Source organism: Nonomuraea sp. PA05 (genome assembly GCF_008086045.1).
Taxonomy (GTDB): domain Bacteria; phylum Actinomycetota; class Actinomycetes; order Streptosporangiales; family Streptosporangiaceae; genus Nonomuraea; species Nonomuraea monospora.
The window spans coordinates 47061-66373 of the sequence record NZ_VSEY01000045.1 but is presented as its reverse complement, the minus strand read 5'-3'; the positions used below and the strand labels follow the sequence as shown (position 1 = coordinate 66373).

Below are 19313 nucleotides of genomic sequence, written 5' to 3'. Positions count from 1 at the left end.
CGAACAAAGGGATCGAAACGTGTGAGCGTCAATCCGTGGCCCCCAACCCTGGCACGCTCACACGTCGTTGGCGCCCGGCGGGACATCCCGTTCCGCCGGGCCCATCACAGGCGGCGCAACCATCCCTCCACGGCGCTGACGAAGTCATCCGGGCGCTCCTCGTGCAGCCGGTGGCTCGCGCCCTCCCACGACAGCACCACCGACGCCGGGTCCTTGAGCAGCCCCGCCTCCCAGCCCGCCCGCCCGGCGTCCGCCCAGATCGACAACACCGGGCACCGCCTGCGGGCCAGGTAGTCGTCACTCGCCGGACGCACCCCGATCGCGCCGGGCGCCGTGAACATCGCCTCGAACGCCTCCACCAGCACGTGCGGCGGCATCCCGTACAGCCTGCGCTTGTGCCAGCGCCTGATCACGGCGGGCGTGGCGGCGTTCGTGCACCACTCGTCGATGCGCTCGGCCGCCCGGTGCGGACCCTCGCCCCGCAGGCCCGCGATCATCCGGGGGAAGCCGGCGGCGATCTCCGCCGACATGCCGTAGCCGGGGTCGAGGGTGACCAGCGCCCGCACCCGCTCCGGATGCTCGACGGCCAGGATGGAGACCACCTGGCCGCCCATGGAGTGCCCGACGGCGACCACCTCGGGGATGCCCAGGCGGCCGAGCAGGACGTCCAGGTCGCCGGCCATCGCGTGCGGCGTGTTGCCGGTCTCCGGGACCGACGAGTAGCCGTGGCCGCGCAGGTCCACGGCGAGCACGCGGTGCGCGGAGGCGAGCGCGTCGATGTGCCACGACCACTGGTGGGAGTCGGTCCCCCAGCCGTGCACGAGCAGCAACGGCGGATCGCCCGCGCCGTCGTCGGTGTAGAAGAGCTCCACACCGTCCCCCACCTCCAGGTACGGCATCTAGGCCTCCTGATCTTTTGGCGGCACCTTCGGCGGGGGCAGCAACGAGCCCTCCCCCGCCGTCCACCCGCCGTCGATCGCCAGCTCGGCGCCGGTCACGTACGAGGCGGCGTCGGACAGCAGGAACGCGATCGCCTCCGCCACCTCCTCCGGCTCCCCCCAGCGCCCGGCCGGGGCCAGCCCGAACGTGCCCTCCCCCGACACGGCCCCGAGCCCCTGCGTCATCGGGGTGACGATCATCCCGGGATGGACGGAGTTGACGCGGATCCTGTCCCGCCCGAACTCCAGCGCCGCGATCTTCGTCAGCCCGCGCACCCCCCACTTGGAGGCGCCGTAACCGCCGGTCAGGGGCAGGGCGAACAGGCCCGCGACCGACGACAGGTTCACGATGGCGCCGCCGCCCTGCTCCCGCATCGGCCCGACCACGGCCTTCAGCCCCAGAAAGGTGCCCACCAGGTTCACCTGGAGGACGTTCTGGAACTCCTCCAGCGGCTGCTGCTCGATCGTCAGCATGGTGGCGATGCCGGCGTTGTTCACCAGGCCGTCCACCCGCCCGTACGCCTCCAGGGTCTCGGCGACGACGGCCGCCCAGGCGTCCTGGCTGGTCACGTCGTGCTGGACGAAGCGGGCGTCCAGCTCCTTCGCGGTCGCCGTACCCTCCTCCACCAGCACGTCGGTGAGCACGACCCGAGCCCCTGCCGCGACGCAGCGCCGCGCGGTGGCCGCCCCCATGCCGCGAGCGCCACCCGTGATGATCACAACCTTGCCGTCAAGCACCCTGTATGCCCTCTCTAGGGGTGGGTTGGGAAGACATGTGCACTGAAACACACCGGTCAGATCTGATCAAGAGCTTGCTTGCCCAGCGCATCGGCCACGGGCGCGCCCCAACCGCCGGAGCCGACTATCCTTCAAGTCACCAACACCAACAGGAGGTGGCGAAGATCGGCGAGTTCCTTGTCATCGTGCTGGTGATCCTGGCGTTCCTCCTGCTGCTGGGCGGCGTCGGCATCTACATCCTGGTGAAGCTGGGCAAGAAGGCCGCCGTCAAGGCCAGACAGGCCACCGCCCGCATCAGCACGCACGTCAACGCGATGGGCACAGGCGACGCCGCCGAAGTCGAACGGCTGCGCCTCGACCTGCGCCGCGAGGTCACCCTCACCCGTCAGGCCGTCGAGCACGCGCAGAGCCTCGGCTGGGGCCTGGGCGACCTGCCCCGCCTCCTGGCCGACCTGACCGCGCAGGCCGACGTGCACGACGGGCAGCTCGGCATGTACGCCCAGCAGCGCCGCCTGTCCCCGTACGTCGACCACGCCACCCTCGACCGGCTCAGGGAGCACCAGGCCAAGCTGACCGCCATGTGCGCCCGCATCCGCGCCGACCTCCTCGGCGACCAGGTCCAGCACACCTCCACCGGCATCGCCGACCTCACCTCCCGCACCGACCTGGAGATCGAGGCCCGCCGCCGCGCGCCTGACCCGCTGGACGAGATCGACGAGCTGTATCGGCGGTCGATGGAGGAGCGCAGGGACCGGCCCTGACGGTCACGTCGTGCGGTGTCTCATCGAGAGGGCGTCCTGCATGAACTTGTCGAGGTTGCTCCGCCCCGGGCCTTCCGGTGGGTGGACCGCTGACATGCTCGATCACCTTCCCCCTGGCGCGCCCCGGCACGTCGAGCTGATCGATGGCTCACTCGTCACGAGACCGCCGCAGAACGGCTTCCACATGCTCGCGCTCCGCCTGCTGGAGCGGTCGCTCCGCCCGCCGCGTGGGCTCATGACGGTCCGGGAGATGACGGTGACGCTGGGCCCGCACCAGCGGCCGGAGCCGGACATCCTCATCGTCAAGAGCTCCGCCTTGACCGGGAAGACCACCTCGTTCAAGCCCGAGGATGTCCACCTGGCCGTCGAGGTCGTCTCGGACGAGTCCAGGGAGCGCGACCGCACCACGAAGCCGATCAAGTACTCGGATGCGGGAATCAAGCATTTCTGGCGGGTGGAGCAGGAAGACGGCGTACCCGTCGTTTACACGTTCGAGCTGGAGCCCGCCGTCAGGGCATACGTCCCAACCGGCATCCACCGCGGGCGGCTGCGGACGAACATCGGCTTCGACGTGGACGTCGACCTCGACCTGAACAAAGTCCGGCGCTGAGCCACACGGGGTAAATGGGTTGCACCCGTCCCCGCCGCATCGCGATACTCATGGCGCGTATCGATCACCGCCGCACGAAGGGAGGCTGAGACCGTGGCAACGACTGTCCGCGTGCCGTTTTCCGCGTCCTCATTCCCTCCCACCGGGCGTCAGCCGATCTGATCGCGACCCGCCGGTGGGCCTCAGACCTGGAGTCATCCCACCGTGCCGAAGCACTCGCAACACCGCCGCCGTGGCAGGAACGCCCTCGACGCCGACGACCTCGAATGGCTCGGCAACGCCCCCGAGACGCTCGACGGCCCGCCTGAGGGCGACCGCTGGTCCACCTGGGACCAGAGCACCCCGACCGAGAAGGGCCCCCGCCCTCACCCTGACTGGCTCGTCACCGAGCTGGCCGCCGTCGACACCGAGCACGGCATACTCAAGACCGGCAAGGAAGCCGACGTCCACCTGATCTCGCGCGGCGTGCCCGGCACCGACCGGGTGTGCCTGCTGGCCGCCAAGCGGTACCGCTCGTCCGAGCACCGCCTGTTCCACCGAGACTCGGGCTACCTGGAGGGCCGCAGGACGCGCGACGACCGCATGAACCGGGCCATGGCCGGCCGCACCGCCTTCGGCAAGCAGGCCATCGCCGCGCAGTGGGCGGTGGCCGAGTTCTCGGCGCTGTGCCGGCTGTGGGAGCTGGGGGTGCCGGTGCCGTACCCGGTGCAGATCGTCGGGACGGAGATCCTTCAGGAGTTCGTCGGGACGGCCGACGGGTACGCGGCGCCGCGGCTGGCGCAGGTGGCCGAGGGGCTCGACGGGCTGTGGGAGCAGCTCGTGGCGGCCATGGTGACGCTGGCCGGGGAGGGGCTCGCGCACGGTGACCTGTCCCCGTACAACCTGCTGGTGCAGGACGGCAGGCTGGTGGTGATCGACCTGCCGCAGATCGTGGACGTGATCGCGCATCCGTCCGGGCCGTCGTTCCTCGATCGCGACGCGCGCAACGTGGCGACGTGGTTCGCCGCCAAGGGCGTGGCCGCCGCCGACCCGGACGGCCTGGCCGCCCTGCTCCGCAAGGAGGCCGGGCTCAGCCTGTGACCGATTCGAGCCCGGCCTGGCTCAGCCTGTGACTGATTCGAGGCTTTCGATGGTGTGGCGCAGCCAGGCCAGCTCGGCCTGGCTGGTGGCGTGGGCGATGGTGAGCAGGCCCTGGCGGAACGGATCGGCGAACTCCTCGGCGCCCATCGGCCTGTCGCCGTCGTAGAAGAAGCTCGTCGGCTCCTCCAGGAACGCCAGCCGCCTACGCAGCACCGCCACCTGCTCCTTGGGCTCGTCCAGGTGACGCAGGAACGCGAGCAGCGTGAACCAGCGGTTCTCGTCGCTGATGTCGAGCTCGCCCGGGTGGCGCAGCCGGCGTTCCAGCTCCGCTCGGCCCTCGGGCGTCAGGTAGAGCGTGCGCCGGGGCGCGGCGGCGGCCCCCGGCTCGTCCTTCCTGATGAGCCAGCCGGCCGCGGCCATCCGCTTGATCGCCGGGTAGAGGGTGCCGTCGGCCACCGGGCGTACGTGCCCCATCAGCGCCGCCACCCTGCGGCGCAGGTCGTAACCGTGTAAGGGCCGGTCTCTGAGGTACCCGAGTATGGCCAGCTCCAGCATGGCTGTCATCATACCTCGGGCCCGATATATATTGATGCCGATATACGAGGAGGTCCGTCATGCACGATGCCATCGTCCATCCCAGCGGCGCTCGCATGCGCTGGGTGGAGTTGCCCGGCGAGGAGCCGGCGCGTGTCTACGTCCACGGCCTCGGCGCCACCTCGGCCCCCTACTACGCGGAGGTGGCGGCCCATCCCCTGCTGCCCCGCCACCGGTCCCTGCTGATCGACCTGCTCGGGTTCGGCATCAGCGACCGGCCGCAGGAGTTCTCGTACACGCTGGAGGAGCACGCGGAAACCCTGGCGGAAGGGCTGCGCAAGGCCGGAGTGTCGGGGGCCTCGGTGATCGCGCACAGCATGGGCGGGGCGGTGGCCACGGTCCTGGCCGCGCGCCATCCCGAGCTGGTCGCCCGGCTGGTGCTGGTCGACGCCAATCTCGACCCCTACCCTCCTGCGCCGGTCCGGCCCGGTACCAGCGGGATCGCGGCGTTCGGGGAGGAGGAGTTCCTGGCGGGAGGGTGGCAGCAGGTGCGGGATCGGGTGGGGCCGCACTGGTGGTCCACGATGCGGCTCGCCGACCTGCGCGCGCTGCACCGCACCGCGGTCAGCCTGGCCAGGGGGACGGAGCCGACCGTGCGCGAGTTGCTGGCCGGGCTGCCGATCCCGCGCGCCTTCCTGTACCCGGAGAACGACGAGCCCGCCGGGGCCGCGGAGTTGCGGGAGGCCGGGGTGCGGGTGCTGGAGGTGCCGGAGTCGGGGCACAACATCATGCTCGACAACCCCGAGGCCTTCGCCCGCACCCTCACAACCCTGCTCCCCTGACCTCAGGCGCCCCCAGACCGAACGCGGTGGCGCAGGGCACGTGCCGTGGTCCGTCAGGACGTGGCGGCGTTGTTCCTGGTGACCGCGCCCGTGGCCGCGTCCACCGCCACCTCGTGCTTCGCCCCGTCCGCCCCGATCACATCGGCCTCCCACACGGTCTTCCCCTGCTCCGTGTCCAGGTTCAGCTCCGTGACCCGCCCCTCAGGCACCGCAGCCGCGATCTTGTCGGCCGCCTGGGCGTAGTCGAGCTTGGCCGCCGACACCCGGGCCCGGTGCTTGGCCTTGTCGTCGGCGTCCTCCTGCTCGGTGGTGGGCCCGGCGACGACCTTGCCGGACTCCACGTCGAGCTGGTGCTCGGTGCCGTCCTTGCCGACGACCTGCACCTCCCACAGGCGGCCGTTCTCCTCGGTCTCGATGGAGACGAGGGTGGAGCCGGGCACCGCGCCGAGCGCCGCCTGGGCGGCCTGCTTGAGGTCACCCGCCCCCGGCGAGCCGGCCGGTGAGGACCCGGGCGGTGAGGACGCGGACGGTGAGGACGCGGACGTGGGGGTGCCGATGGACGGCGAGGTGCGGACGGCCAGCCGCTCCGCCTCGCGGACGACGGCGCCGCAGCCCCCCGCCAGCACCGACGCACCGACCAGGGCCCCAATGATCGTCTTGTTCATACCCTGGACGCTGCCCACCCACGGGTGAAGCATTCGCCCAGGTCAGAAGGCATACGACCTATTGAACCCCCGCCTCGCGCATGTCGCGCAGCTCGCGCTTGAGCTCCTTGATCTCGTCGCGCAGCCGGGCCGCCACCTCGAACTGCAGATCGGCCGCCGACTGGTGCATCTGCTCGGTCAGCGACTCGATGAGGGACTCCATCTGGGCGCGCGGCATCTCACCGGCGATGGCCTTGGCGTGCTGGCCGGCCTGCCGGGCGGCGAAGCCGGGCACGGGGGCCTTGCCGCGCGACTGCTGCCGGCCGCCGCCCATGAGCTGCTGGGTGTCGGCGTCCTCGCGGGACAGCGAGTCGAGGATGTCGGCGATCTTCTTGCGCAGCGGCTGCGGGTCGATGCCGTTGGCCTCGTTGTAGGCGATCTGCTTGGCCCGGCGCCGGTTGGTCTCGTCGATGGCCCGCTCCATGGACGGGGTGACCTTGTCGGCGTACATGTGCACCTGGCCGGAGACGTTACGGGCGGCGCGGCCGATGGTCTGGATCAGCGACGTCTCGGAGCGCAGGAAGCCCTCCTTGTCGGCGTCGAGGATGGACACCAGCGACACCTCGGGCAGGTCGAGGCCCTCGCGCAGCAGGTTGATGCCGACGAGCACGTCGAACTCGCCGACTCGCAGCTCGCGCAGCAGCTCGATGCGGCGCAGCGTGTCGACCTCGCTGTGCAGGTAGCGCACCCGGATGCCGAGCTCCAGGAGGTAGTCGGTGAGGTCTTCCGACATCTTCTTGGTGAGCGTGGTGACCAGGACGCGCTCGTCGCGCTCGGCCCGCTCACGGATCTCGTGCACCAGGTCGTCGATCTGGCCCTTGGTGGGCTTGACCACGATCTCGGGGTCGACCAGGCCGGTCGGGCGGATGACCTGCTCGACCACGTCGCCCTTGACCCGCCCCAGCTCGTACGGGCCCGGCGTGGCCGACAGGTAGACCGTCTGCCCGATGCGCTCCAGGAACTCCTCCCACTTCAGCGGCCGGTTGTCGAGCGCCGACGGCAGCCGGAACCCGTGCTCGACCAGCGTGCGCTTGCGGGAGGCGTCGCCTTCGTACATGGCGCCGATCTGCGGCACGGTCTGGTGGGACTCGTCGAGGACGAGCAGGAAGTCCTCCGGGAAGTAGTCGAGCAGCGTGTTGGGCGCGCTGCCGGCCTCGCGGCCGTCCATGTGCCGCGAGTAGTTCTCGATGCCGGAGCAGGTGCCGACCTGGCGCATCATCTCGATGTCGTACGTCGTGCGCATCCGCAGCCGCTGCGCCTCCAGCAGCTTGCCCTGCCGCTCCAGCTCGGCCAGCCGGTCGGCCAGCTCCGCCTCGATGCCGGCCACGGCGGCGGCCATGCGCTGCTCGCCGGCGACGTAGTGGGAGGCGGGGAAGATGTAGAGCTCTTCGTCCTCGGTGATGACCTCGCCGGTCAGCGGGTGCATGGTGGAGAGCTTCTCGATCTCGTCGCCGAACATCTCGATGCGCACGGCGAGCTCTTCGTACTTGGGGATGATCTCGATCGTGTCGCCGCGCACCCGGAACGTGCCGCGCGTGAAGGCCAGGTCGTTGCGGGTGTACTGCATGTCGACGAGGCGGCGCAGCAGCTGGTCGCGGTCGGTCTCCATGCCCACGCGCAGGCGGGCCATGCGGTCGACGTACTCCTGCGGGGTGCCCAGGCCGTAGATGCAGGACACCGAGGCGACCACGATGGTGTCGCGGCGGGTGAGCAGCGAGTTGGTGGCCGAGTGGCGCAGCCGCTCGACCTCGTCGTTGATCGAGGAGTCCTTCTCGATGTAGGTGTCGCTCTGCGGGACGTACGCCTCGGGCTGGTAGTAGTCGTAGTACGAGACGAAGTACTCGACCGCGTTGTTGGGCAGCATCTCGCGCAGCTCGTTGGCGAACTGCGCGGCGAGCGTCTTGTTGGGCTGCATGACCAGGGCGGGCCGCTGCAGCCGCTCGATCAGCCAGGCGATCGAGGCCGTCTTGCCGGTGCCGGTGGCGCCCAGCAGGACGCTGTCCTTCTCCCCGGCCTTGACGCGGCGCTCCAGCTCGGCGATGGCCGTCGGCTGGTCGCCGGATGGAGTCATCTCGGTGACGACCTCGAAGGGCGCCACCTTCCGCTGCAAATCAGTGACCGGTCGCATGCTGCCACTGTAGGCGGCCCGACTGACAGAAACCGTCAGGCCGTGCGCTCGCCTATCCGGGGGAAGGGCGTGGTGGAGAAGACGACCTCGACGGGCACCTCGAAGTACTCGGCGATGCGCAGCGCCAGGTAGAGGCTGGGGCTGTACTCGCCGCGTTCGAGATAGCCGATGGTCTGGTAGTGGACCCCCAGGGCGTCGGAGAGCTGCCGGCGGGTCACGTTCCGCTCTGCGCGCAGCAGCGCGATGCGGTTGTAGACGTTCTCGCTCATCACGCGTAGTTTCTCAGGTCACCCGCTGCATCGCCCGGTGACGGCGCTCTTCCATCGCCGAGCCCGACTCGCGCCTGGCCATCCTGCGCAGGATCGGAGGCGCCAGCAGCAGCCCGGCCACCGCCCAGGCGAGCAGCACCAGAGTGGTCTCCACCGGCCGCCAGGAGCCGCCGATCTCCGCGGCGGCGGCCGCGTCGGGCAGCAGCGCGGAGCGCATGCCCAGGCCGAGCCAGTAGAGCGGGAAGGCCTGGGCGACGACCTGCAGCCAGCCGGCCAGCGCCGAGATCGGGTAGAAGATGCCGGAGACCGAGGTGAGCGCGCCGACGGCCAGCATAGACAGCCCGGCCGCGGATTGAGGGCTCTTGGCCAGGGAGCCGATGATCGCTCCGAGCGGGAGCGAGGACAGCAGCCCCAGCAGGGCGACCCAGGCGAGGGTGAGCCAGCCGCCCACCCCGATGCCGGCCAGCTCGGGCACGAAGAACAGCCCGGCGGCCAGCATCACCACCACGGAGCAGATCGTGGTGATGGACAGCATGACGATCCTGCCGACGAGATAGCCGACCATGCCCTGCGGCACGGCCTTGGCCCTGAGCAGGGTGCCGTCCTCGCGCTCGACGGACAGCGCGCCCACCGCGCCCATGAGCCCGTTGAGCGGGATCATCAGGGCCACCAGGCCGGGCAGCGTGGCCGCCGCCAGCGAGAGGTCGGTGCCGGGCAGCGTCGCGTCGCGCTGGAAGTACAGCACGACGACGAAGGCCGCGGTGCTCACCACGGCGAAGCCCATGTCCTGGGCGCTGGTGAGCTGCTGCTTGAACTCGGTCCACCCGCGGTGGGCGCCGAGCCGGGCGGCGTGCAGCGTGGGGTTCACGTCTCCTCCCTCCTGACGATGGCCATGTAGGTGTCCTCCAGCGAGGCGCGGCGCACCTCCAGGTCGCCGATCGCGGCGCCGTGCTGCTCGAACAGCTCGCGCACGAACTCCGTGGCGTCGTGGGTGGCGTGCACGAAGTGCTCGCCGTCGCGGCTCCAGCGCACCTGGGCGTCGCGGGAGTACTCGCGGGTGAGGCTGTCGGGGCTGCCGTCGGCGACGATCCGGCCGCCGGACAGGATGAGGATGCGGTCGGCGAGCTTCTCCGCCTCGTCGAGGTCGTGCGTGGTGAGCAGGATCGTGGTGTCGTCCAGGTCGGACAGGCGGTGCACCAGGTCGTGGAAGTCACGCCTGGCCTGCGGGTCGAAGCCGGCGGTCGGCTCGTCGAGGAAGAGCACCTCGGGCCTGCCGACGATGCCGATGGCGACGTCGAGCCTGCGCCGCTGGCCTCCGGAGAGCTGCTTGATCCGCTGCCCGGCCTGCCCTGCGAGCCCGACCGCCTCGATCAGCTCGCCGGTGTCGAACGGCGGCCGGTGCGGCTCGGCGTAGGGCTCGTAGTAGCGGCCGAGGTGGTGCAGGAGCTGGTGCACCCGCCAGCGGCCGTGGTCGCGCCACGACTGCAGCACGACGCCGAGCCTGGCGCGCCACCGCTCGTCGCCGCGGGCGGGCTCCACCCCCAGCACCCGTACGTGACCGGCGGAGGGCTTCCTGAACCCCTCCAGGATCTCGATCGTCGTGGTCTTGCCCGCGCCGTTGGGCCCGAGCAGGGCGATCACCTCGCCGGGGCTGATGGTGAACGCGACGTCCCGCAGGACCTCCTTGTCGCCGTACGCCATCCGCAGCCCGGCGACCTCGACGGCGGCGGCGTCCTTCCCGAGGTCGGGGCCGCCTGCGAGCTCTTTTACCGCTCCCATCAACCCTCCAAGTAGTAGGACTACTACATTCATAGCATACCTACTACAGGAGGCAATACATATATGACACCACATTGCAAGCGAACAGTAAGTCGTACCCGATACGGTCGGAATCGCCTGTAGCGGAAAAGGAAGGTTCGATGTCACGACCCAGAGAGGCACTGATCCAGGCAGGACGGGGCATGGCCCAAGCGGTGGCCCAAGGGGGTGACGTGAGGCAGGCCATGGGGCAGGCCGCCGGGCAGGTCCTCGACCAGGCCGGGCAACTGGCCGGCCAGGCACCGGGCTTCAGGCTCAACCCGCACGACTTCGCGGCGGCCCGTGACGGCGGCGCCTCCGTCGGCACCCTCATCGAGGCGAAGTCCGCGTCGCTGAACGAGGCCGGCGAGATCGTCAACCGCAGCTTCGCCGAGAACGGCATGCACGTCATCTCGCCTGTGGTGATCCCCAAGGGCAGCACCGCCAAGGTGATCGTGCCGCTGGGCATCCTCGTGGTGCTCGGCCTCATCGGCGCGCTCGGCAACATCGTGCCGAACGCCGAGGTGATCTTCGGCCCGCACTACTGGATCGTGCTGGTGCTGGCCGCCGGGTTCCTGTGGTGGCGGCGCAGCGTGGTGATGGTGCCCGAGGGCTGCAAGGCGCTCATCACCCAGTTCGGCAAGCTGGTGCACATCGCGGACCCGGGCCGGGTGACGCTGTTCAACCCGTGGAAGCGGGTCAGCTACATCGTCAACACCACCCGCGAGTACCCGTTCAACGCGCCGATCAGCGAGGCACCCACCCAGCAGGGCGTCAAGGCCAGCGTCGACCTGTTCCTGCAGTTCAGGATCGAGAACCCGGCGGAGTTCATCTTCGTGCTCGGCTCGGTCAGCGGCTTCCAGTCCAAGCTGCAGAACGCCATCAGCGAGGTCACCCGCTCGCTCATCTACGCCCAGCGGGCCGAGGAGATCTACGACCTGGTGGGCGAGAGCACGCTCGGCATGCTGGAGAGCCTCAACCAGCAGTTCCTGCCCGCCGTACGGCTCACCGACGTGAACATCACCCACGCCGAGCCGTCCAGCCAGGAATACCGCATGGACCTGGCCGCCCCCGAGATGGTCAGGGTCGCCAAGGAGGCCTACACCTACGAGTACGAGCTGCAGCTCCGCAAGGAGCAGAACGAGGGCGACCTGGTCAAGGAGCTGGCCGGCCTCCAGGAGACGCTGAGCGCCATCCAGGCCGAGATCGCCGGCTACCAGGCCCGCATGGACACCGCGCTCGAACGGGCCAGCCACCAGGCCACCGCGCAGGCCAGGCAGCGCCTGGTCGAGGCCGAGTCCACGGCCAACGCCAACGCCGCACTCCTGGAGGCGCAGGCGCTGGACATCAGGGCGCTGTCCGCCGCCGAGGCGCCCGAGATCCTCGACTACCGCTTCCAGCAGGACCTCCTGGCCAAGCTGGAGTCCGTCGCCACCAGGCTGCCGCAGGTGGTGCAGGTGGGCGAGCAGACCGACATCGACTTCCTGGCCCTGGCCCAGCAGCTCGTGGGCGGAAAGGACGCGGTGCTGTTCTCCGCCGAGGACATGGCCGCCATCCGCGGCAGGCTCGACGAGATCGCCACCCGCGTGCGCGGGCGCGAGAACGAGATCGCCGCGCTGCTGCAGAAGGCCGCCGCCGACGTGGAGGAGCCGCCGCAGGTGCCTGCCGCGGCGACCGAGCCGGACAACCTGCTGGAACGCACCGTCGAGCGCCTGCTGCCCGGGAAGGGGGAGATCTGAGATGAGCCGTGAGTTCTCGAAGATCAAGGAATCACTGGCCTCCTGGGGAGAGATCCGCCAGCTCCTGCGCGGCGGCGAGCAGGGCCAGCTCGTGCCCGTCGTCATCCCCAAGGACCGGCGCGGCTTCGCCTGGATGACCCTGGTGTTCCTCGCGCTCTACTTCGCCGGCATGGCCGCGCTGACCGGCTATCGGCTCATCGGGACGTTCGGGGCGCTGCTGTTCGTGCTGCTGGCGCTGCTGACGGTCTGGCGCAAGGCCATCATCGAGATCGAGGAGGGCACCACCGGCGTGCGCAGCCGCTGGGGCGCCATCACGAGCACCCTGCCGCCGGGCCGGCACTACCTCTGGCTGCCGTGGGACCGGGTGGACGCGGTCGTCGACACCTCCACCGAGATCCCGTACTCGGCGCCGATCGTGGCCTGCCCCACCGCCGAGAACGTGCCGCTGAAGTCGATCGAGTTCTTCCTCAAGTTCCGGATCGTGGACCCCGTCGCGTTCGTCCGCACGATCGGCGCGGGCAACTTCGACCTCGTGCTGTCCAGCGCGGTGCAGGACGCGATAAGGCAGCGCAGCCGCAGGGTCAACACCGAGCGGGCCTACGACCTGCGCGGCTCCGACGTCGGCGACATGCAGGACGCGCTCAACCGCCAGCTCGGCCGCTACGGGGTGCGCATCACCGGCGCCAACATCCCCGACGTGCAGCTCCCCGACCAGTACCAGCAGCACCTGGCCACCCGCGAGAAGGTGGCCAAGGAGCTGTCGGCCTACGAGCGCGAGTGGGAGCTGACCCGCAAGCGCCGCATCGACACGCTGCTGATGGAGATCGAACGCTCCAAGAAGACCCGTGACGCCCGCGTCGTGGAGGTCAAGGCCGCCCACAACACGGCGCGCAAGGACGTGGCGCGCATGCTGGAGGAGCAGGAGACCGAGGCGCAGCGGGTGACGTGGGAGATCGAGGCGCGCGGCCGGGCCGAGCTGACCGCCGCCGAGAACGAGGCCAAGGCGCTGCGCCGGCTGGCCGAGTCGTACCGGGACAACCGGGCCGTGCTGCAGTACGAGCTGGCTCGCAGGCGCCTCGACGTGGGTGCCAAACTGGCGGAGAACGCACCCCAGCCGCTGGTCGTACGCACCCAGCAGGGACAGTCGGACTCCGCGCTCTCCACCCTTCTCCTGGCCCAGTTGCTCCCCCGCATCTCGGGTTCAGGCCAACTGAACGGTCACACACCTTCCGCTTAGGAGAACCCCATGGTGTTCCGCAAGTTGATGGCCGCCTTCGGCGCGGGCGTCGAGGTTGACACGGTGCTGACCAACACGGGCGTGCGCCCGGGCGAGCCGCTGCGCGGCGTCGTGCACTTCCGTGGCGGCAACTCCGACTACAAGGTCGAGGGCATCTACATCGACCTCACCGCCGTGGTCGAGGTCGAGTCAGGTGACAACGAGTACAAGACGTCCTACAGCTTCCTGCGCCAGCAGGTGGCCGGGACCTTCCAGCTCGCGAAGGGTGCCCAGCACCAGCAGCAGTTCGAGATCCCGATCCCGTGGGAGACGCCGATCAGCGCGATCGCCGGGCACCCGCTGCACGGCATGAAGCTGGGCGTCCAGACGGAGCTGGCGCTGGCGGGGGCGCTCGACAAGGGCGACCTCGACCCGCTGTTCGTCAGCCCGCTGCCCGCCCAGGAGCACGTGATCGGCGCGCTCGACCGGCTGGGCTTCCAGTTCAAGAAGGCCGACCTGGAGCGGGGCACCCTGTACGGCTCGACCATGCCGTTCTTCCAGGAGATCGAGTACTACGCGGGCGGCCAGTGGCGGCGCTACTTCAACGAGCTGGAGCTGACGTTCATCGCCGGGCCGCGGCAGATGGACGTCATCCTGGAGGCCGACAAGCGGGGCGGCTTCCTGAGCTCCAGCCACGACGCCTACAACCGCTTCACGGTCCGCTACGACCAGTCGCCGCACGAGGCGGACGCGGCCCTGCAGCGCGGGCTGGAGCAGATGGCCCGCCACCGCGGCTGGTTCTGACGCCGGGATGGCCCGTGCTGCCCGGCCTGGCGGTGGCGGGCGCGGGCCACTACCGCGTGCGGGTGCACCACCGCGAGCCCGGCTGGGCGGCGTGGACCCCGCAGCACGTGCTGGTCCAGGTCTATCCCGGGCGCGGCGCCCAGGTCGTGGACCTCAAGCGGACGACACGGCGAGCAGGTGGCCGCTGACGCCCAGCAGCGACGGCTCGCACTCCAGCCGGCGGGCGGCGTCGAGCAACAGCTCGCGCCGCTCGTCGTCGTCCAGCCAGTCGCCGACGTCGCCGTAGAGCCAGAAGGCGCCCTCCAGGCCGTAGCGGCGCGGCTCCGGCAGGCCGGCGTCGGCGAACTCGCCCAGGATCTCCTCCGGGTCGTGGCCGTAGCCGCGAAACCCGCCCTCCCTGGGCGAGACGATCGCGCCCGTCTCCAGGGCGCGGTAGTCGTTCGCCCGCAGCTCCTCCCGCGCGAAGTAGCCGTGGTAGACGCTGTCGTGCAGGGCCGCGTAGCGGGTGATGCAGGCCGCGGCCACCAGCCCGCCGGGGCGGGCGGCGCGGCGGGCCTCGGTCAGGGCGCGCACGCGGTCGGCGCGTTCGGGCAGGTGGTAGAGCGGGCCGAGCAGCAGCACGGCGTCGGCCTGCCCGCCGGGTACCGGCAGCGAGCGGGCGTCGCCCTGCACCGCGCGCACGCCCGGCAGCTTGCCGGCCTCCTCGACGTGCAGCGGCACCGGGTCGACGAGTTCGACGTCGTACCCCTCGGCCGCCAGCCACTCGGCGTGCACGCCCGTACCGCCGCCCACGTCCAGCACCCGCGCGGGGGCGGGCGGGAGCGTGCGGCGCAGCACGTCGCGGGTGCGCCAGTACTCCAGCCGGCCGCGGCCCTGCCGCAGCCTCGTCAGCTCGCCGCCGCGCTCGTAGTAGCCCATGACGGCCGGATCCAAGATCATGCCCTTGGATCCTACGGCGGCCGTCGATCCGGACGCGAGGCAATATCCCGGGGCATCTTTGGCCAGTAGATCGTGTGCTGACAGTCCCCTGGCGCTCTCGTTACCATGACGTCGGCAGACCTCGGGAACTGATCGTCGAACGGCGGGGCGAACGATGGCACGGTTCATGGCGGCGTTGAAGAGGTCCGCCCCATGGGCGGCGCGCAACGCGGACGGCGCCATCGCGCTCGGCCTGGCGATCATCGTGGGCGTGCTCGGCATCATGCCCGACGAGATCTTCGGCACGCAGGGCGACGAGATCCAGCGCCAGCTCGTCACCGCCGCGACCCTGGTCATCCTCGCGCTGGTGGCCACGGCGCTGCTGCGCGACCGCGCCCGCCAGGCGCCCGTCGAGAAGACGATCACCTCAGGGGCGCTGGCCGAGCTGCCCGTGCGGCTGGCCCGCCTGGAGGAGATCGAGACGCTGGCCCACAGCACCCGCAGGGCCCTCGACTCCCTGCAGCTCGTCAGGGTGCTCGGCAGCAGGCAGGAGATCGCCCAGTCGCACGCCGAGGCCCGCAGGGACACCACCCGGTGGAGCTTCAAGGGCGGCACCGGCACCTACCTGCGCGCCGTCACGCTGCCCGAGTGCGTGGCCGCCGCGCGCAAGGACAAGCGGCACCTCAGGGTCAGCGTCGAGATCATCGACCCGGCCAACGCGGAGGTGTGCGAGACCTACGCCCACTACCGCCGCTCGCTGTCCGACGCCCCCGACGGCACCGGCGAGACGTGGACGACCGACCGGGCCAGGAAGGAGTCGTACGCGACCATCCTGGCGGCCTTCTGGCACCGCCAGCGCTACGGCCTGCTCGACATCGAGGTGGGCCTGTCCTCGACGATGACCACGTTCCGCTGGGACCTGTCCTCGACCCGCCTGATCATGACGGTCGAGGACCCGAACATGGCGATGACCGCGCTGGCCGACACGTTCTACTACGAGAACTGCGACACCGAGCTGCGGCTCAGCATGGAGCAGGCGCGGCGGGTGCCGCTGGAGATGTACAAGAAGGTGCCGCTCGGCGACGAGCCCACCATCGAGGAGGTGCAGGAGCTGTTCGAGCGGATCGGGACGCCCCTGCCCAGGTCCTACAACGGCCGCGACGTCGTCGACATCGCCCGTAAGGCCCTGCGCGCGCTGGATCCGTACGCATGAGCCTGAGCAGCGTGCGCGCGGTCCTGCGAGCCGGTGAGGCGCGGGCGTGGGCGCTTGCGGAGCTGTCGCGGCCGGGTCTGACGGCCGTACGCCATCCGCTCGGGTTCGTCTGCCTGCCGCTGGAGCGCCAAGGCGGCGAAGGGGTATGCCTCCACCTGTGGACCGACTCGCTCGCGCACGCCGAGAGCACCACCTCGCAGATCCACTGCCACAGCTGGGACCTGGTCAGCCACGTGCTCTACGGCCAGGTGCGCAACGTGCACGCGGTGGTCTCCGACGCGCTCGCCGAGGCCACGCACCGGGTGTACGAGGTGGTCAGCGCCGCCGACGGCGACCGCATCTCGCCCACCGCCCGCACCGTGCGGCACGCCACCGGCCTGGTGGAGATCTTCGGCCCCGGCGACACCTACACGCTCACCGCCGGCCGCTTCCACAGCAGCGTGGTGCCCGAGGGCGGCGAGGCGGCCACGATCGCGCTCGGCCGCGGCCGGCCCGGCAGCCACGACCTGTCGCTCGGCCCGCTGGCCGGCGGCCCGCACCACGTGTCCAGGCAGCCGCTGGACGCCACGGAGACGGCCCTGGCCATCCGCATGATCACCGCGCACCTGACCTGAGAGGCACCCGATGGACCTGGATCACGCTCGTACGGTCGCCGTCGAAGCCGCCGAGGCCGCGGGCGCGCTGCTCCTGGAGGGCACCAGGGGCGCGCTCGGCACCAGGGCCAAGGGCGAGGCCGGCGACGTGGTGACGGACCTGGACCTGGCCTCGGAGAAGCTGCTGCTGGAGCGGATCCTGACGGCGTACCCGTCGCACACGGTGATCGCCGAGGAGTCGGGGCTGGTCGGGGCGGCGGGCGGTGAGTGGACGTGGCTGGTCGACCCGCTCGACGGCACCAACAACGTGGCCATCGGGCTGCCGACGTACGTGGTGGGCGTGGCGCTGTGCCGGGGCGGGCGGCCGCTGCTGGGCGTGGTGCACGACCCCGTCTCCCGTCAGACGTGGTCGGCGGTGCGCGGCAGGGGGTCGTTCGCCTCCTCAGGCACCTCCTCGGGGCTGCGCCTGGCGCCGCCGTACGCGCCGAGCCCGCACGGGCCGCTGCTGGCCTGGACCCAGGGGTACGGCATCGCCAGGGACGACGCGACCGTGCGGCGGCTGAAGACGGCGCTCGACCTCAACGCCCGCCGGGTGCTGCAGCTCTGGGCGCCGCTGCTGGCCTGGGCGATGCTGGCGCGCGGCGACATCGACGGCATCGTGGGCTACCGGGCCGGGGTGGTGGACCTGCCGGCGGGGGCGCTGCTGGCGCAGGAGGCGGGCATCGAGATCCGGCGGCTGGACGGCGGGCCCTACGAGGAGTGCGTGGACGGCCCCGGCGACGAGCGCAGCTTCGTGGCCGCCCATCCGCTGGCCCTGCCCGGGCTGCTCTCGCTGCTGGAGTGAGAAAAAGTCCACAGATGATGTGTGTCCTTTGTCGATGAGTTCCGCCGCCGTTCGACGTCTATTTAGAGGGTGCCGGACAACGGCACCACGGTGGATGGAGCCCGACATGATGACCACGACCGAGCTGGCGCAGGTGCTCTTCGTCACCGCGCTCCAGCCGTCCGAGGAGCTGTCCCCGTACCAGATCCGCGAGGCCGTGGACGAGCGGCTGTGCGCGTGCGGCGGCGACCCGTCCTGGTGCGCGGCGCTCGTGGCGCAGGAGGCCGGCGACCACCCCGAGACGTACGTGCGGCGGATGCGCTGGGCCCTGGACGCGGTCGCCGGCGCCTACGCCCTCGCCGCCGCCTGAAAGCCCGGCCGCACTCAAAGCCCGGGAGCTCACCCGAAGGTGACCAGCGCCCAGACGGTCACCGGCACCCCCACGACGGCCAGCCCGGCCCCGGTGAGCAGGAAGCGGCGCATCGGCACCCGGACGTCGTGGCGGCGGCACGACTCGAACCACAGCAGCGTGGCCAGCGACGCCCACGGGGTGATGACCGGCCCGACGTTGGTGCCCACCAGCAGGGCCAGCAGGAGGTCCTGGTCGGTGGCCGGGATGACGGTCTCGACGGCCTTGTAGGCGGGCAGGTTGTTGATCACGTTGGACAGCCCGGCGCCGACGGCGGCGGTGCGGTAGGGGTCGCCCTCGGTGCCGATCATCCAGGTCATCACGGCGGACAGGCCGTGCAGGCTGAGCGTGGGCACGACCAGGAACAGGCCGGTCACGAAGATGACGAGCTGCCAGGGGATCAGGCTCCACGTCAGGCGCTCGCGGGAGCGCAGCGCGAACGCGGCCACCACGATGACGGCCGCGGCCGTGGCGGCGATCGCCACGTGCGTCTCCACCAGCAGCAGCGCGATGAACAGCACGCACGCGGCCGACGCGGCGGAGAACAGCGCCCGGTCGGCGATCGGTTCGAGCACCGGCGGGGTGTAACGCAGGTCGCGCCGCTCGCCGCGCCGCCAGTAGAACGCCCACAGGAACACCATCGTCACCGCGATGGCGGCGAGCTGGGGCGCCCACATGCGGGCGGCGAACTCCTGAGCGCTCAGGCCGATCTTCCGCATGCCGAGCAGGTTCGTCAGGTTGGAGACCGGCAGCAGCAGGCTCGCGGTGTTGGCCAGCCAGATGGTGGTCATGGCGAGGGGAAGAGCGGCGATGCGGGCGCGGGGGGCCAGGGCGAGCATGACGGGGGTGAGCAGCACCGCCGTCGTATCCAAATTCAGAAATATCGTAACAAATGACGCAAAAATGACACAAAGAAAGAAGAGGGCCGCGTAGTTGCCGCGGCCGAGCACCGCCATCCGCGCCGCGATGGCGTCGAAGACCTGAGCCTCCTTGGTCAGCTCGGCCAGCACGATGACCGCCACCAGGAAGATCAGCAGCGGGCCGATCTCAAGCAGGCTGGTGACCGCGTCGTCCCACGGCAGCAGGCCGGTCGCCACGAAGACCAGCCCCAGGACCAGCAGCCCGACCCTGATCCAGTCGAGTACGCCAAGACGCCGCCACACCCGAAGATGATCGCACACCGCCGGCGGGGCAAGG

The 19313-nt window shown here is 70.7% G+C and carries 22 protein-coding genes; 12 read left to right on the top strand and 10 right to left on the bottom strand.

The window, feature by feature from the left end; genetic code table 11:
• Positions 1 to 104: 104 nt before the first annotated feature.
• Together FXF51_RS48415 and FXF51_RS48410 are read right to left on the bottom strand one after the other, a co-directional pair.
• Entirely contained in the window at positions 105 to 899 is a 795-nt protein-coding gene (locus tag FXF51_RS48415; protein WP_148441583.1) for an alpha/beta fold hydrolase, read from the bottom strand.
• Positions 900 to 1676 carry a glucose 1-dehydrogenase gene (locus tag FXF51_RS48410; RefSeq protein ID WP_262380341.1) on the bottom strand — a complete coding sequence of 259 codons (777 nt, stop codon included), beginning with the start codon at positions 1674 to 1676 and terminating at the stop codon, positions 900 to 902. It abuts the gene before it with no gap.
• 155 nt (positions 1677 to 1831) lie between these two features.
• Here FXF51_RS48410 and FXF51_RS48405 point away from each other — a divergent pair, with 155 nt between their 5' ends.
• The 3 genes from FXF51_RS48405 (at position 1832) to FXF51_RS48395 (ending at position 4127) form a co-directional block, all read left to right on the top strand.
• A complete protein-coding gene (locus FXF51_RS48405) occupies positions 1832 to 2437 on the top strand; it encodes a hypothetical protein (RefSeq protein ID WP_148441582.1) in 606 nt (201 codons plus the stop codon).
• 94 nt (positions 2438 to 2531) lie between these two features.
• Positions 2532 to 3047 (top strand): Uma2 family endonuclease, encoded by a 516-nt coding sequence (locus FXF51_RS48400; RefSeq protein WP_262380340.1) that lies wholly within the window; start codon positions 2532 to 2534, stop codon positions 3045 to 3047.
• 204 nt (positions 3048 to 3251) lie between these two features.
• Positions 3252 to 4127 (top strand): serine protein kinase RIO, encoded by an 876-nt coding sequence (locus FXF51_RS48395; RefSeq protein WP_148441580.1) that lies wholly within the window; start codon positions 3252 to 3254, stop codon positions 4125 to 4127.
• 21 nt (positions 4128 to 4148) lie between these two features.
• Here the strand turns inward: FXF51_RS48395 and FXF51_RS48390 are convergent, their stop codons facing one another.
• The gene (locus tag FXF51_RS48390; protein ID WP_148441579.1) at positions 4149 to 4682 is read right to left on the bottom strand and encodes a PadR family transcriptional regulator; all 534 of its coding nucleotides are present in this window, start codon (positions 4680 to 4682) and stop codon (positions 4149 to 4151) included.
• Positions 4683 to 4741: 59 nt separating this feature from the next.
• On the opposite strand from FXF51_RS48390, the gene FXF51_RS48385 reads away from it, so the two are divergent.
• Positions 4742 to 5503, top strand: a complete 762-nt coding sequence (locus FXF51_RS48385; protein ID WP_148441578.1) for an alpha/beta fold hydrolase — start codon at positions 4742 to 4744, stop codon at positions 5501 to 5503.
• A gap of 53 nt (positions 5504 to 5556) precedes the next feature.
• On the opposite strand, the gene FXF51_RS48380 is transcribed toward FXF51_RS48385, so the two are convergent.
• From FXF51_RS48380 to FXF51_RS48360, 5 genes are read right to left on the bottom strand one after another with little or no spacing between them, the layout of a single operon-like run.
• The gene (locus FXF51_RS48380; protein ID WP_148441577.1) at positions 5557 to 6168 is read right to left on the bottom strand and encodes a PepSY domain-containing protein; all 612 of its coding nucleotides are present in this window, start codon (positions 6166 to 6168) and stop codon (positions 5557 to 5559) included.
• Between the two features lie 58 nt (positions 6169 to 6226).
• On the bottom strand, positions 6227 to 8335 hold the full coding sequence (uvrB, locus tag FXF51_RS48375) for an excinuclease ABC subunit UvrB (RefSeq protein WP_148441576.1): 2109 nt from the start codon (positions 8333 to 8335) through the stop codon (positions 6227 to 6229).
• Positions 8336 to 8370: 35 nt separating this feature from the next.
• The gene (locus FXF51_RS48370; RefSeq protein WP_148441575.1) at positions 8371 to 8604 is read right to left on the bottom strand and encodes a helix-turn-helix transcriptional regulator; all 234 of its coding nucleotides are present in this window, start codon (positions 8602 to 8604) and stop codon (positions 8371 to 8373) included.
• Positions 8605 to 8617: 13 nt separating this feature from the next.
• Positions 8618 to 9472 carry an ABC transporter permease gene (locus FXF51_RS48365; RefSeq protein ID WP_148441574.1) on the bottom strand — a complete coding sequence of 285 codons (855 nt, stop codon included), beginning with the start codon at positions 9470 to 9472 and terminating at the stop codon, positions 8618 to 8620.
• Entirely contained in the window at positions 9469 to 10383 is a 915-nt protein-coding gene (locus FXF51_RS48360; RefSeq protein WP_222871807.1) for an ABC transporter ATP-binding protein, read from the bottom strand. The genes FXF51_RS48365 and FXF51_RS48360 overlap by 4 nt, the downstream gene beginning before the upstream one ends.
• 140 nt (positions 10384 to 10523) lie before the next feature.
• Here FXF51_RS48360 and FXF51_RS48355 point away from each other — a divergent pair, with 140 nt between their 5' ends.
• The 4 genes from FXF51_RS48355 to FXF51_RS61370 are packed head-to-tail and all read left to right on the top strand — an operon-like array spanning position 10524 to position 14348.
• On the top strand, positions 10524 to 12140 hold the full coding sequence (locus tag FXF51_RS48355; RefSeq protein ID WP_148441573.1) for an SPFH domain-containing protein: 1617 nt from the start codon (positions 10524 to 10526) through the stop codon (positions 12138 to 12140).
• A 1-nt stretch (position 12141) separates the two neighbouring features.
• A complete protein-coding gene (locus tag FXF51_RS48350; protein WP_148441572.1) occupies positions 12142 to 13377 on the top strand; it encodes an SPFH domain-containing protein in 1236 nt (411 codons plus the stop codon).
• A gap of 9 nt (positions 13378 to 13386) precedes the next feature.
• On the top strand, positions 13387 to 14160 hold the full coding sequence (locus tag FXF51_RS48345) for a sporulation protein (RefSeq protein WP_148441571.1): 774 nt from the start codon (positions 13387 to 13389) through the stop codon (positions 14158 to 14160).
• A gap of 14 nt (positions 14161 to 14174) precedes the next feature.
• Complete coding sequence (locus FXF51_RS61370) at positions 14175 to 14348, top strand: hypothetical protein (protein ID WP_187414987.1); 174 nt, start codon at positions 14175 to 14177, stop codon at positions 14346 to 14348.
• Here the strand turns inward: FXF51_RS61370 and FXF51_RS48340 are convergent.
• Positions 14314 to 15099, bottom strand: a complete 786-nt coding sequence (locus FXF51_RS48340) for a class I SAM-dependent methyltransferase (RefSeq protein WP_148441570.1) — start codon at positions 15097 to 15099, stop codon at positions 14314 to 14316. The two genes, FXF51_RS61370 and FXF51_RS48340, sit on opposite strands and share 35 nt — an antisense overlap.
• A gap of 154 nt (positions 15100 to 15253) precedes the next feature.
• Here FXF51_RS48340 and FXF51_RS48335 point away from each other — a divergent pair, with 154 nt between their 5' ends.
• The 4 genes from FXF51_RS48335 (at position 15254) to FXF51_RS48320 (ending at position 18077) form a co-directional block, all read left to right on the top strand.
• Entirely contained in the window at positions 15254 to 16291 is a 1038-nt protein-coding gene (locus FXF51_RS48335) for a hypothetical protein (protein ID WP_262380339.1), read from the top strand.
• The gene (locus FXF51_RS48330) at positions 16288 to 16905 is read left to right on the top strand and encodes a hypothetical protein (RefSeq protein WP_148441569.1); all 618 of its coding nucleotides are present in this window, start codon (positions 16288 to 16290) and stop codon (positions 16903 to 16905) included. The genes FXF51_RS48335 and FXF51_RS48330 overlap by 4 nt, the downstream gene beginning before the upstream one ends.
• Positions 16906 to 16915: 10 nt before the next feature.
• Positions 16916 to 17728: an inositol monophosphatase family protein gene (locus FXF51_RS48325; protein WP_148441568.1), complete on the top strand. Its 813-nt coding sequence runs from the start codon at positions 16916 to 16918 to the stop codon at positions 17726 to 17728.
• A gap of 106 nt (positions 17729 to 17834) precedes the next feature.
• Positions 17835 to 18077, top strand: a complete 243-nt coding sequence (locus FXF51_RS48320) for a hypothetical protein (RefSeq protein ID WP_148441567.1) — start codon at positions 17835 to 17837, stop codon at positions 18075 to 18077.
• Positions 18078 to 18106: 29 nt separating this feature from the next.
• Here the strand turns inward: FXF51_RS48320 and FXF51_RS48315 are convergent, their stop codons facing one another.
• Complete coding sequence (locus FXF51_RS48315; RefSeq protein WP_262380337.1) at positions 18107 to 19279, bottom strand: SLC13 family permease; 1173 nt, start codon at positions 19277 to 19279, stop codon at positions 18107 to 18109.
• Positions 19280 to 19313: the final 34 nt, after the last annotated feature.